8 protein-coding genes are annotated in these 15115 nt (G+C 30.0%); 2 read left to right on the plus strand and 6 right to left on the minus strand.

The annotated features are described in order from the left end of the window. Positions 1 to 138 precede the first annotated feature (138 nt). The 4 genes from Q0731_RS12045 to Q0731_RS12060 form a co-directional block, all read right to left on the minus strand. Positions 139 to 3975, minus strand: coding sequence for an N-6 DNA methylase (locus Q0731_RS12045; protein ID WP_299064434.1), 3837 nt, complete (start codon positions 3973 to 3975; stop codon positions 139 to 141). Between the two features lie 356 nt (positions 3976 to 4331). Next, positions 4332 to 6239 carry an acetate--CoA ligase gene (acs, locus tag Q0731_RS12050; protein WP_299064436.1) on the minus strand — a complete coding sequence of 636 codons (1908 nt, stop codon included), beginning with the start codon at positions 6237 to 6239 and terminating at the stop codon, positions 4332 to 4334. 112 nt (positions 6240 to 6351) lie between these two features. Then, complete coding sequence (locus tag Q0731_RS12055; RefSeq protein ID WP_299064438.1) at positions 6352 to 8037, minus strand: sodium:solute symporter family protein; 1686 nt, start codon at positions 8035 to 8037, stop codon at positions 6352 to 6354. 6 nt (positions 8038 to 8043) lie between these two features. Then, positions 8044 to 8307: a DUF4212 domain-containing protein gene (locus tag Q0731_RS12060; RefSeq protein WP_299064440.1), complete on the minus strand. Its 264-nt coding sequence runs from the start codon at positions 8305 to 8307 to the stop codon at positions 8044 to 8046. 138 nt (positions 8308 to 8445) lie between these two features. On the opposite strand from Q0731_RS12060, the gene Q0731_RS12065 reads away from it, so the two are divergent. Together Q0731_RS12065 and Q0731_RS12070 are read left to right on the plus strand one after the other, a co-directional pair. Beyond that, complete coding sequence (locus tag Q0731_RS12065) at positions 8446 to 9213, plus strand: sulfite exporter TauE/SafE family protein (RefSeq protein WP_299064442.1); 768 nt, start codon at positions 8446 to 8448, stop codon at positions 9211 to 9213. Positions 9214 to 9464: 251 nt separating this feature from the next. Continuing rightward, complete coding sequence (locus Q0731_RS12070; RefSeq protein ID WP_299064444.1) at positions 9465 to 10271, plus strand: tellurium resistance protein TerC; 807 nt, start codon at positions 9465 to 9467, stop codon at positions 10269 to 10271. Between the two features lie 44 nt (positions 10272 to 10315). Here Q0731_RS12070 and Q0731_RS12075 read toward each other — a convergent pair whose 3' ends face one another. Together Q0731_RS12075 and Q0731_RS12080 are read right to left on the minus strand one after the other, a co-directional pair. Continuing rightward, entirely contained in the window at positions 10316 to 10687 is a 372-nt protein-coding gene (locus tag Q0731_RS12075) for a glyoxalase (RefSeq protein WP_299064446.1), read from the minus strand. A gap of 24 nt (positions 10688 to 10711) precedes the next feature. Next, the gene (locus tag Q0731_RS12080; RefSeq protein ID WP_299064448.1) at positions 10712 to 15103 is read right to left on the minus strand and encodes a T9SS type A sorting domain-containing protein; all 4392 of its coding nucleotides are present in this window, start codon (positions 15101 to 15103) and stop codon (positions 10712 to 10714) included. Positions 15104 to 15115: the final 12 nt, after the last annotated feature.

Here is a 15115-nt window from a genome sequence, read left to right on the forward strand (position 1 = left end):
AATTTAGCTCACAACTTTTTTATTGTTTTTTTTGTGTTCGTGAATCTTAAGAGTTTTCAACTATTAAGATTTAGCTCACAACTTTTTTATTTTTGAGTGTTCGTGAATAAAAATTGTAATTAATACTGTTCTTTTAAATTAAGATGTTTCTACAATTTTTATTTCATCTTCTGTTAAACCATATAATTTATAAACCATAGCATCTATTGCTGCGTCTGTTTGGTTTATTTGGGTTTGTAATTCTTGTGCTTTTTGTTTGTTTTCTTCAAAGAGTTCTAACCACTCAAACTCGTCTTTTTTTGTTAATGGTGCAAGGGACTGAAGTCCCTTGGATATTTGTGCTTTTATGGCTTTGTTTAGCTCTTTTATAAAGTCTCCAAAATCTAACTCGTGCCAGTTTTGGAGTTTTTTGGAGAGTTTTTCTAAACTGAATTTTTGTTTTAAATAGGTTTGGAAATTTGATGTTTTATTTTGAAAAACATTATTTTTAGAAATTATTGATTCAACTTTTTCTATAAACTGCGTTTTATTATTTGCTTCTGTTATTGGTAAATTAGATAAAAAATCTTTCTTAAACCTTATTCCTTTAGAACCTAATCCTCCACCAGAATAATAATTTGAAAAGATATAAAACATTAATTTTGAGTTTAACATTGCTAATAAATATTCTAAATCATCACCAGTAATAAAGGTTATAGTGTCATTCGTAAAATATTTGTTTACATCTAAGACAAAAGGAGGCTTCGAAGACATTTCTTTCCAGATAATTTTTTTCTCAAGAAAAGAATCTAAATAAGCACAATTTCTAAGGTTAAAAGGTGTAGACCCTTTATCATATCTCTTTGATAATTTAGGTTCATATTGCTCTAAATGTTCTTTAATTATAGGGTAATCTTCAATTTCTATTTTTGGTGTTTCTTTAAAACCATTATGAACATTTAATAAATATAAATCTTGATAATCTATTTGATATCTGTCAACATCTCTACCTCTTAAAATTGGTTCTATTATTTTTTCAGAATTAACATCTTTACTAATGAATTCATTCTTTTTTTCTTCATTTATTATAAAGGCTTCAGTTAAACCTGTTAAAATACCTCTGTTAATATTAATATTCCAATCCTTTAAAAGTTTTCCTTTCCTCAATACTTTATCTTTTAAAGCTTGTTCTTTTTTAGATGATATTGTCCAAACATCATCATTTTTTGGACTAATATCTACAAAATAATTATCAAAAGAAACTAAATCTTTTACATCACTTTCATTAGAAATATCTATGCTTGAAATAATTAAACTTTCAACTTTTAACTTTTCAAACATAATTATATTAGAATCTACGACTGCTGATTCAAAAATTCCTGCACCTAAATCTAATAGTTTATAAGGATTCGTGTTTTCGAATAAGTATTTCCTTAAACTTTTACCGTAATTTGCTCTCATCCATTTATTGGAGGTTATAAAACCTAAAACACCTTTTGATTTTAAAATATCATTTCCTTTTTCATAAAATAAGCAATACAAATCACCTGTGCTTTCATAAGTTTTGTAACCAATTTTGGCTAATTCAAATGAAATATTTTTCATTTTTTGTAATTGAACATAAGGAGGATTCCCAATAACAACATCAAAACCACCTTTGTATTCTGTTTTAAAAGCAACATCTATAGTAGTACAAAAAGAACTAATAATGTCTTTAATTTCTTGGCTGTGTTCTGGTAGTTTATGTTTGCTTCTATTACTTTTTACGTAACTTATTGTAGTATTTAATTGCTGTTTGGTTGTAATTTCTTTACAATAATATTTTTGAGACCACAAAGGTTTCTTTTTATCCAAGGGACTTGAGTCCCTTGTTTTTGTTTCCTGTGGCTCATTTTCTTTCAAAGCACTAAAGTACTTTGGAGATACTGTGTTTTGTTTATTGTGTATAAAAGACGTTACGCCTTTTATTTTTTGCATTATTTTGCTAATTTCTTCTTCTTCGCATCTAATAATTAAGTGTATATGATCTGCACAAATATTATAAGCCAAAAGTGTTAAGTTTTCTTTTTTTACTAATTCTGCAATGGTTTTTGTAATTAACAAATCATCATCAGTAGTAAAATAAACAACATTTGGTTTTGGGTTTGTGCCTTTTTCTCTTGTTTCTCTTACCTTGTAAGTTTCCATTCTAACAGAAGTTCTACTATCATGTATTGTACTTGTTAGATGATAAATTTTACTGTTTTTTTCTTTAAACACATTAGGAAATTCTTTTTCCCAATGAAAAGCTTTATCTCCTGCAATTGCTTTGCTATCAATTAAAGAATTACCACATTTTATATTGCTACTTAAATCGTTTAATTTTCTACGAGGTTGTGCAGTACGTAGCCATAAAGAGAGTTTTGCAATTTCTACAGATTCTTCATTTAAATCTACTCCAAAAATATTGTTTTCTAGTATGGTATTTTCTATGTCTGAGAATTGCAAACCACCACCTAAAACTTTTGTTTTTAGTTCATCTATATAATTGTGTTCTTTAATTAAAAAATCTAAAGCTTGGTTTAAAAATGCCCCAGAACCACAAGCAGGATCGCAAATTGTTATTTGCAACAACCAAGCTCTATAAGTATCTAATAGGGTTACTAGTTTGGTAATGGTTGCTTTTTGTCGGTTTTTACGTCCTTTAAAATATTCTTCTTCTTTTATGCCTAATTCCGCTTTTTTTTCTGTGCAAAGTTTACCAACAGTATTTTCTACAATGTATTTGGTAATGTATTTTGGGGTGTAGAAAACGCCGTCTTTTTTACGTTTGCTTTTTTGTTTGTCAAAATCTGCACCTTCTATTTCTGCATTTACACTTTCTATTTCGTTTAACGAGTTTTCGAAAATGTGTCCTAAAATATTAACATCTACTTGGCTTTCAAAATCGTAACTTGCTAGTTTGTGGGTGTATTTGTAGAGTAAATCATTGTCTATAATTAAGCTATCTAATAAACTATCTTCTTTAAATAAACCACCATTATACGCATATATTTCTCCTCTACTTTTTGTGCCTTGTCTTCCTTTATCTAAGAAATTAAAGTATTGTTTAAAGAGGTTGTAGAGTGGTCTTTCATCGCCAAAATCGTTATCTGCTTTCCATTTTTCTAAAATAAGTTCTGTACTATTTGCAGGTAATAAACTGCGGTCTTCTGCAAAGAAAATAAATAAGAAACGGTCTATTAATTTTTGAGATTTTTTAAAGAGGGCTAGTTTTACGTTTTTTTCTAAACGTTGTTGTTCAGTAATTTCCTCTTGAGACCTCTCTACTGTGCTCGAGTTGACATTAGTACTTTTTAATCTTTTTGCATTTTGTTTTACCAAATCTCTGTACAATTCTCTTTTAAAAAGTGAATAGTCTTTGTAAAAATCTTTGGTAATTTGTTCTTCTTGTACTATAGATGCTTCCTTAATTTTTAAAGGAACATTGTTGATGATATTGTCTTTTTGTAAACATAAATAGAAGAGTTCAAAACGTTCTGGGGAAAGTTCAAATAAATTAAATTCTTCAAATTCTGTAGCATCATTTATATAAAAACGTAACTTCTCGAAGTTTGAAGTAATTACATATACACACCCTTTTTGATTGGCTTTATAATCAAAAGCTTGTTTTCTTATGCTTTCTAAATCTTTTGTTTTTGTTCCTTTTAACTCTATAACTGCTATGGCAATATCTTTGTGTAATATGGCTCCATCTGCTTTTCTAGCATTGTTTTGGTTTTTATATTCTGCTACTAAATTAAAGTTTACATTGGGTTTTAAGGTATACTCTAAAATATATACAAACAATTCTGTTAAAAAAATACCTTGATATTCTTCTTCTTTAGAATTTCTAATGTTTTCTTGAATGGTAGGGTTTAAAAAATATTTGGCATATTTTTTATACGCTTTTTCTACTTGTAGTTTTTCTTGTAATTCTAAAGTATTTTTTAAAACAGAGGTTTGAAATAATGACATTTATAGCTAGCGTTTTTTTTGAACTTTAAAAATAGATTTTATAAAAATACTATCACAATAATACAGCAGGTATTTTAGCTATTTTTTGTAATAACTATTGTGCTGTCTGTTAATTAAAGAATCTAATGTGTTAAATTTTAAAAACCTAACAAAGCTTATTGTTTTTTATAATTGTTAATTGGTGACTAAAGAAGTTGCGTTAAGGATAGAAACGGCATCCTTTTTGCTTTTTCTGCAAAAAGATATAGTGTATAGCCTGACCACGATTTTTTGCGTGGCACGCCCAAATAAATATTTAAGAGGAAACTGAAATACTGAAAATAAATTCAGCACAGGCAAGTTCAGTTTGACATATATCACAATCTATTATTAATAATACTTTGTACAATTTCTGGGTTTAACAATGTACTTGTGTCACCTAAATTGTCCATTTCGTTACAGGCAATTTTACGCAAAATACGTCTCATAATTTTTCCTGAACGCGTTTTTGGCAAGCCTTCTGTAAATTGAATTTTATCTAATTTGGCAATTGGGCCAATTCTATCTGTAATTAATTGATTGATTTCTTTTTCTAAATTGTTATGATTTCTATCTTCTCCTGCATCTTTTAGTGTAATATAACCATACAAAGCACTTCCTTTTATTTCATGAGGAAAACCAACAATGGCACTTTCTGCAATGGCAGGATGCTCATTTATAGCGTCTTCTATTGGTGCTGTTCCTAAATTGTGACCAGAAACGATAATTACATCATCTACTCTACCTGTTATTCTGTAATAGCCAACTTCGTCTCTTAGTGCTCCATCGCCTGTAAAATACATATTTTTATAGGCAGAAAAATAGGTTTCTTTATAACGCTCATGATTTCCCCAAATGGTTCTGGCAATACTTGGCCAAGGAAATTTTATACACAATCTTCCTTCTACTTGGTTTCCTTTTAATTCGTTACCTGTTTCATCTATTAAAGCGGGTTGAATGCCTATAAAAGGCAACGTTGCATAGGTTGGTTTTGTAGGAGTAACATAAGGAATTGGAGTAATCATAATGCCACCTGTTTCTGTTTGCCACCAAGAATCTATAATTGGGCTTTTGCCTTTACCCACATTATCATTATACCAATGCCAAGCTTCTTCATTGATGGGTTCACCAACAGAACCTAATACTTTTAAGGATGATAAATCGTATTTATCTACCAATTCAGATCCATGTTTTGCCAACGCTCTAATGGCAGTTGGTGCTGTATAAAACTGATTTATTTTATGTTTTTGGATGATGCCCCAAAAGCGTCCAAAATCTGGATAACTTGGTACACCTTCAAAAAGTACAGTGGTTGCTCCATTGGCTAAAGGCCCATACACAATGTAAGAATGACCAGTAATCCAACCAATATCTGCTGTACACCAATACACCTCATTTTCTTTGTATTGAAATGCGTTTTTAAACGTGTAGGCTGTATACACCATATAGCCTGCTGTTGTATGCACCATTCCTTTGGGTTTGCCTGTAGAACCAGATGTATATAAAATAAACAAAGGGTCTTCTGCATTCATTGTTTCTGCTTCACATTCAATAGAAGCATCGTCTAACAAAGGTTGTAACCATTTGTCTCGTCCTTGTTTCATGTGGATGTTTGAATTGATTCTTTTGGCAACCAAAACAGTTGCAACTCCAGGACAATTTTCTAAAGCTTCGTCTACAATTCCTTTTAAGTCGATCGTTTTTTTACCTCTGCAAGAACCATCACAAGTAATTAACATTTTACAGTCAGCATCATTAATTCTTGTTGCCAATGCTGTGGATGAAAACCCTGCAAAAACTACTGAGTGAATTGCACCAATTCTTGCACAAGCCAAAGTGGCAATTGCCAATTCTGGAATCATAGGTACATAAATACAAACTCTATCTCCTTTTTTGATACCATTGTCTTTTAATACATTGGCAAATTGATTTACACGTTCTGATAATTGTTTGTAAGTAATATGTGCTGCTTTTTCCTTTGGATCATTAGGTTCAAATAAAATAGCGGTTTTATCTCCACGAGTTGGTAAATGCCTATCAATACAGTTTTCTGTAATATTTAGTTTTGCTCCTTGAAACCATTTTATTTCTGGTTTTGAAAAATCCCACTCTAAAACTTTGTCCCATTTTTTACGCCAAACAAAGTGTTCTTCTGCTATTTCTTCCCAAAAATTTTCTGGTTCTCTTATCGATTTTCTATAGACTTGGTAGTATTCTTCTAAATGTTTTATGTGATAATTGCTCATCCTTAATTTAGTTAGTTGTAATGAATTCTAAAAATAGAGATTATATTTTAGTTTTAAAGAATTAATGTTTTTTTTAAGTGTTTTTTTAACATCTAAAAAATGATTCTTTCTCTTAATGTGTAGCTTCTCCTGCTCCACTTGGAATTCTAATATTTTCTACAATTTCTTGCACATCTTCTGGAGGTGCAGCAGTAAACCTAGATACAATTAAAGAAAGGATAAAGTTTACAAACATAGCAATTGTACCAAAACCTTCTGGCGAAACTCCAAACCACCAATCTTCTTTTGTGCCACCACCAAACCAATCAAATTTGAATTTCATCATATAAAAAAGCATTAATAATATACCTACAACCATTCCTAAAATAGCACCTTCTTTATTCATTCTTTTATCAAAAATCCCTAAAATTATTGCCGGAAAAAAGGAAGCTGCTGCCAAACCAAAAGCCAATGCAACTGTTGCTGCAACAAAATCTGGTGGATTGATACCAAAATAACCTGCCACACAAACTGCTACTACTGCTGCCAATCTTGCTGCAATTAACTCGCCTTTTTCTGTAATATTTGGGTTGATCATTTTCTTAATTAAATCATGAGAAACTGATGCTGAAATTACCAATAACAAACCTGCAGCTGTAGATAATGCTGCTGCTAAAGCACCTGCTGCAACCAAAGCAATTACCCAATTTGGTAAACCTGCAATTTCAGGATTTGCCAATACCATAATATCTTTATCTACAATTAATTCATTCTTTTCTGCATCTGCTAAATACTGTACTAATCCATCTTTATTTTTATCATCAAACTCAATTAACCCTGTTTTTTCCCAATTACCAAACCAATCTGGCATTTTAGCATATTCTTTATTACTAACAGTTTCTATTAAATTTGTTCTTGAAAAAACAGATATTGCAGGAGCTGCAGTATATAAAATTGCAATTAAAAGCAATGCCCAACCTGCAGATTTACGTGCATCAGCTACTTTTTTAACTGTAAAAAAACGGACAATTACATGGGGTAAACCTGCTGTACCAAACATTAATGCTGCTGTAATTAAAAAAACATCTAAAGTTGTTTTACTACCAGAAGTGTATGCTGCAAAACCTAATTCTTTGTGTAAATTATCTAACTTGTCTAATAGGTAAATTCCGTTTTCATCTGCACCACCAAAACCTAATTGCGGAATTGGATTCCCCGTCATTTGAATAGAAATAAAAATTGCAGGCACCATAAATGCAAAAATCAACACACAATATTGTGCTACTTGTGTGTAAGTGATTCCTTTCATCCCTCCTAAAACTGCGTAAAAAAGGACGATGATCATCCCAATAATTACACCTGTATTGATATCTACTTCTAAAAAACGAGAAAACACCAAACCAACGCCACGCATTTGACCTGCTACATAAGTAAATGAAACTAAAAGAGCACAAAAAACGGCAACAGTTCTTGCTACATTTGAGTAATATCTGTCTCCTATAAAATCTGGTACTGTAAACTTGCCAAACTTTCTTAAATAAGGAGCTAACAATAAAGCTAGTAAAACGTAACCACCTGTCCAACCCATTAAATACACTGAGCCATCATACCCATTAAAAGAAATTAAACCTGCCATTGATATAAATGAAGCTGCAGACATCCAATCTGCTGCTGTTGCTAGTCCATTTGCTAATGGAGACACACCTCCACCAGCAACATAAAATTCTTTGGTAGAACCTGCTCTACTCCAAATTGCAATTCCTATATATAATGCAAAAGTAATACCTACTAAAATCCATGTCCAAAATTGAATGCTCATATTATTTTATTTTTCTTCTTCGTTAAACCCAAACTCATTATCTAAATTATTCATCAACTTAATATAAACAAAAATTAAAATGACAAAAACATAAATAGAACCTTGTTGTGCAAACCAAAAGCCAAGTTTAAAGCCTCCCATTCTAATAGTGTTTAATTCATCGACTAAAAGGATTCCAAAAACAAAGGAAACTAAAAACCAAATGCTTAATAATATTGTTAAATATTTTAAATTTTTACTCCAGTATTTTTTTCTTTTTTGAGAATCCATAAAATTAATATTTACTTATTATTTGAGCGAATTTAATTAAATTAGTATACTTTTATATCTACAAAAACACTTTGGTTATGTATAATTAAATAAAAGTGTTATTTTTTTTCTTAATTTCTAAATATAAAGAACTTTTTTTTGATTTTTGAAACCTTACTACAAAACTGGTATATCATACTTCTTTTTTTTACAGTTGCTATTTTATATGCATCTGTTGGTTTTGGTGGTGGCTCTAGCTATTTAGCCATTTTAGCACTCACAGGATTGGTTTTTACACAAATTAGAGCAACTTCTTTATTATGTAATATTGTTGTAGTATCTGGAAATGTATTTTTATTTTATCAACAGAAAAAAATTGATTTGAAAAAAATTACTCTATTGGTACTGTTTAGTATTCCGTTTGCTTTTTTAGGCGGCAAACTAAAAATTAACCAAAACTCCTTTTTTATTTTATTAGGTTTTACATTACTCTTTGCAGCAATTACCATGTGGTTTTCTAAACGAATTGCAACTGCTAAAGAAATATCAACCGAAAAAAACAGAATAAAAAACGGAACTTTTGGCGGAATTATAGGTTTTATTTCTGGAATGGTTGGTATTGGAGGTGGTGTTTTTTTAGCACCTCTTTTACATCTTACAAACTGGGATACTCCTAAAAAAATTGCAGCTACAGCAAGTGTTTTTATTTTAGTGAATTCTATTGCTGGGTTATTTGGTCAATATTCAAATCCTGATTTTAATATTGATTGGAATTTAACTTCTATTTTATTAGTGATAGTTTTTATTGGTGGACAAATAGGGAGCAGAATGAGTGCTAATTTTTTTACACCGATTCAATTAAAAAAAGCGACTGCTATTTTGATTGCTTTTGTGAGTTTGCGTATTCTTTTTAAGTATCTTTTGTAATATTGGTGTTTTTTTTTACCACATAGAAACATAGAAAACAGCGTTTATTTTTTTAGAAAAAAATAATCTTCAAAAATATCTAATTTTATTTCGCACCTCCTTCTATCTTGTCTCTTGCTTCCTTTTTTACATATACTCATTCTAATGCTCAATGTATAAAAATCAAAAAAACAGCAAACTAAACAACATAAAAATTGTGTATTCTCAACAATCAAAATACCTTTGAAAACTATAAAATAAAAAACAAAAAAATGTTAGAAGTTATTTTTACCTTAATTATGTTGGTGTTATTACAAGCTGTTCTTGGCTTTGACAACTTACTTTATATTTCTTTAGAGTCTAAAAAAGCACCTGCTGCTGCTCAAAAATCGGTTAGAAAAAAGGGGATTTTAATTGCTATTGTTCTAAGAATTGTATTGTTATTTGTACTTGTTTCTATTATTGAATTTTTTCAAGAACCTTTTTCATTTTTAACTGGCGGAATTACAGATGTTTTAAAATTTTCTTTTAATGGCCACAGTATTATTGTTTTAATTGGTGGTGGTTTTATCATTTATACGGCTATTAAAGAAATTTGGCACATGATCTCTACTAAAGGTTTAGAGGTTGATGAAATGGCTACAGAAAAAAAGTCTAAATCTGTAAATGCTGTAATTACAAGTATTGTAATTATGAATTTGGTTTTTTCTTTTGATTCTATTTTAGCTGCCATTGGACTGACTAGTGAAATAGAAAATGCAACCACTGCATTTATTGTTATGGCAATTGCAATTGTATTTAGTGGTTTGTTAATGTTATTTATGGCTGATAAAATTTCTGTGTTTTTATCTAAAAATAGAATGTATGAAGTTTTAGGCTTATTCATTCTTTTTATTGTAGGTATTATGTTAGTTACAGAAGGTGGACATTTAGCACATATTAAAATTTTTGGCGAAGAAATTGTACCTATGAGTAAAACTACTTTTTACTTTGTATTGGCAATTTTAGTAATTGTAGATGTTGTGCAAGGAAAATATCAAAAGAATTTATTAGCTGAAGCAAAAAATAAATTAAGTTAATAAAAATTGAAAAGTCGCTGTAAATATATTTATAGCGACTTTTTTTATGTGATTTCTAAGATACTATCTTTAATTCTTTGGGTAATAATTTGTAAAATTCTTCTATTTATTTCTGATGAACTATTGGTGTAATACCTAAATTCATCCTCAGAAAAATGACCAATAATTAAGCCTAAAGTGATGTTTTTATAGTTGTTATCTGTTTTAAAAACGGACGTAATTTTACTTCTTTTTTTCTGTTCTGATAAAATAGAAAAATCAATTTTTCTTTTTTGCAAGTAATTTTTAAAAGAATGGACTAACAAAAGATGTTGCATTTTTATAATAGGACGAAGCACTTCATTCTGAAACTTTTCCATTTCTGTTGTTCCATTGTTTACTAAATCAGTTAAAATGGGTCTTTTTTTAGTACTCATATTATTTTTAATTACTCAATAAAGCTAATCAACCAATATTTTTTTAGAGACTACAAAATTATCTGTAATCAATTTTACAATATATATGTTAGGCAAAAGGTTGTTTAAATTGTAACTGAAAGACTTTTCTTTTAAAGTATGCTGTTTTTCAATTATTTTCTTCCCTAAAAGATTATACACTTCTATTTTTTGAACATCCAAGTTATTGGAATTTACAATTAATTCTTTTTGTACACTATTGTAATAAAAGTTTACATCATTTTTTAAAACTTCATCATCAATATTTAAAGCGTTTTCTTCCTTTAATAAAACAATGCTAAAACGTTTCAAATAATTTCCTTTTTCTAAGGTAATTTTTTGTTCGTTGTTTTTGAGGTTTGTTAAATTTCCTGTTAAATTATCTTTTAAATAAATTCCGTTATTATAATTTTCTGAACCTACCAACTTAATGGTAATTTCTCTCTGTTGATCTAATACAATGCCTATTGCAAGGTCTAATTGATTTTCTAAATAAGGAATACCAGTTATTACATATCTTGAATTATCATTCAAATCCCAAAACATATCATTATTTAGAGAATCAAACATTTCAGCATCATAACCTACCTCTTTTTCTAAGGTTAAACCACGTAATACTGTTGCTAATTCTCTTTGAAATGTTTTACCTTCATCATCAAACTCTAAACCAACTCTTATAATCTGTAGCTGATCTGTTTCTACTTCGTTTCTCTTTGAACTCTTAAAAAAAGGTGCTGCATTATTATAAGCCCTTAATGCATTGTCTATTGTAATCACTCCTCCAGAAGTTCCTCCTTCAACAAAAAAACTTTGAAAAACAGGTATGTATTTTGTAGGTGCAATTGGTGCAATTACCCCTGGTGCAGCAGTACCAACTCCAAGAGCTCTAGTAGCATATCCACCAGAATATTGACTTTTTACGTGTGTATTATCAGGGTCTTGATGCCAAAAATAGATTACACCTGTTGTAATATTACTTGCTAAATGATTTGCATTAAAAACATCTGCATCTATAGAAGATAAATAAGGATTTCCTAAAAGAGCGTAATTTCCTGTTGTCATGGGCAAAGTATATGTTCCATTATTTAACTCTCCTATAAAATTGTAGTTATTTGCAACGCCTGTTCCTTTCATAATAAAGCCAGAAGCAGGATTGATTGTTGATGTTTCTGTAATTTGAGTCCAATTTAAAGCATTCTCAAAAGTATACAACCATCTTTTACTAATACTCGTTCCTGTTCCATTTAAGGCTGTTATAAAAGAAGGATCTGTATTGTCTTCTATATCTAATACATCATTATTAAATTTTAAATTGGTATTTAAACGAAAACTTCCATCAGTATTTACTGGAGAACTCAAATAATTATATGCATACACAGAAGATTGTGCATCACTTAAAACTTTATAGGCTGTATTTGTACCAATATTTTTGTTAACTCCTGTTTGAGTTTGAATCAATTGAGCATCTCCATACAACAAAATTGAACCGTTAGAATTAATAATATCAGACACTAATAAACTTTTAGTGTTTTCTACTGTTACTTTTGCATTGTTTAAAATTGTTAAACATTTACAATTTGCAGCTGTAGGTAACGTAACATCTTCAGATATCATTACTATTTTTGTTAAATCTGTAAGCGAATTATCAACAGAACCTCCAGCTCCATTTCCTCCTGCCCAAACACCTGTTTGATAGGTTATATCTGGTTCTGGATAAGTTCTAACTAAAGAAAACACTTCATTATCATTTAAAGTAATGTTAGAAAAAACAAGGTTATTTCCATACAAAACACCACCAATTTCTTCTCTTATGGTTCCTGTTGTTAAATTGCCATCTCCATCTTCATCAATAAGAATTCTAAATTCTGATGGATTTGAAAATCCTGTTACATCAAATTGAGTGGTAACTCCAGTAACAGCACCTGTATTTTTTACTTTCCATTTTCTTTGAATACCATTATGAGCAGTGCTACAATCATTAAAAATTGTTGGTAATATTACTGATACTTCACTAACTGCTCCTCCATCATTTCCCCAAAGCAAAAAATCTAAATCATCATCAAAGTTGGCTGATATATCTGTATTATTTGTAACAATATCATTACCTAAAGCAATTGTTAAGATGGCATCTGAATTTACAGATTTTGATTGTTTTTGATTAAAATTACCAGAATCATCTCTACCAATACCTGCAACATCATTCCAATACGTTGTATTATTCCATAAAACTGTAGTATGATCTGAGGCTTTATAATGTGTAGAAGCAACATCTAACGTAATTCCGTATTTTATAGCTAAATAAGACTCTATACCATTAATAGCATCTGCATCTAAACTTACGTTTTCATAGTAAATAATTTCTGCTATAGATCCATCATAATAAATATTATTAGCAGCAGCATTAAAACTTGCTGCTTCAGAACCATCACCAACATAACCATACCTAGTAAGATTACTGTTAATTGAATTTGATGTATTATCTACAGATATTTCTTGCAAACCATTCAATCTTAATTTTGTTTCATTGGTATCATTTGTATCAAAAATAAAACCACCCAAATGAGCTTCTCCGTTATTTGCTAAAGCAACTCCTTTGTTATCTATAATTCCTCCACTATTATAGGAGAAACCTAATTTTCCTTCTCCACCTATAGAAGCACTAAACCATTCACTTCTATCAAAATCTAAAAAAGACCAGTTTCTAGAATCATAAGCATTACCTGAGTTTGATAAATCTAAAAAATCAGTTGAGAAAACAACCCAAAGATACACTTGATTCAAATTATCTGTGGTTTCATAATTTAAGTTTTCAATTGGCATTCTATCACTAGTACCATCAAAAGTTAAGTTTGAATTGAAATTTGTAAAACTAGATGAATTGGGTTGATTTGCTGCTGCAGCCTGACTTAAATGATTAACATCTCCTGATTGATCAATTACTTTTGTAACGTTAGCATCTGTATCAATGACACCTGCATTTCCTTTATACCATAGTCTTGGATCATTAACACCTCCAGGAGAAGCACTTGTTAATGTTGCTATAAAAGAAACTCTTTCTCCATCAGCAATATTTAAAGAAGTATAATAATAATCAACGCCTTCTATTAAAGTATGCCTTGTATCTGTGCCGTCAAAAACATCATTAGTACTTACTATTAAATCTGCTGAAACTACTGTTCCTAATTCAGTGAAAATTGTTTTAGGAATGGCTACATAAACAACACCTGACTCTCCTACTTCTTTAAACAACCATTTTCTTTTGTAAATATGTTCTTTGTTAGGAATATCAAAACCTTCAAATTCTGCTGTATTGCCATTATGACCAAATAATAAGGATGTACCTAACGTTAAAGAGGTTCTACTTACATCATTATTTAAAGATGAATAATCGTTATTGGTTGCTACTATTAATTGATTATTAGTAGCTGATACTGCTATTTTTTGATCTATAGCCCCTACAGAACTGTCATTTATAATACCTGCAACATCGTTCCAATAAGTAGTATTGTCCCAAATTGTTGTGTTTGCAGAATTTTTATAAGTACTAATTGTTTGATCTAAAGAAACACCATATTTTAAGGCTAAATAAGATTCTATTTTATTTATTTCTGATGCAGTTAACGCACCTTTGTCATATAAAATAATTTCTGCAATATCTCCATCATAATAAAAATCATTGGTCGCTCCATTTGCACTATTAGCTTCAGATCCATCTCCAATAAAACCAAATCTATTGGCAGTTACATTGATATCTGCAGTAACAATATCGCCAGAATAATCTTCAAAACCATCCAATCTCATTTTAGACTCGTTGTTTACATTAGTATCAAAAATAAAAGTCCCAATATGTGGTATACCATTATTAGATACTGTGGCAGCCACTAAATCATTTTCCCCTCCAGACTCATAAGACATTGCTAGCCTTCCATTACCATGAATGTAAAAATTATACGATTCACTTCTATCAAAATCTAAGAAAGACCAATTGGCATTATATGCACCAGAAGAAAAACTCGTTTTATAAACCACAAAAGCGTACAATTCTCCAATAGTTTGTCCGTTGGTATAATTTAGATTTGAAATTGCAAATCTATCTGAAATACCATCAAAAGTAAAAGTGTTGTTAAAATTAATAGGGGTTAGTTGTGATGGTTTATCTGCAGCCAAAGGCTGATAAGCATCATTACCTAAACCACTTCCATCAGTCCAATTTAAAGTACCTGCATCTGAAACACCCACATCTCCTCTTACCCAAAGAGACATATTTGTAGTACCAACACCTCCAGGAGTTGATTGTGAATTACTTACTTGTACAATAAGCAAACAGATAAAAATAGTTAATAGAAATTTACTTGGTATTTTAAAGAACTCTTTGTATTCTTTTATTAAAAAAAACATAACTTTTAGGGG

The sequence above is a fragment of the uncultured Polaribacter sp. genome (assembly GCF_947497695.1).
Taxonomy (GTDB): domain Bacteria; phylum Bacteroidota; class Bacteroidia; order Flavobacteriales; family Flavobacteriaceae; genus Polaribacter.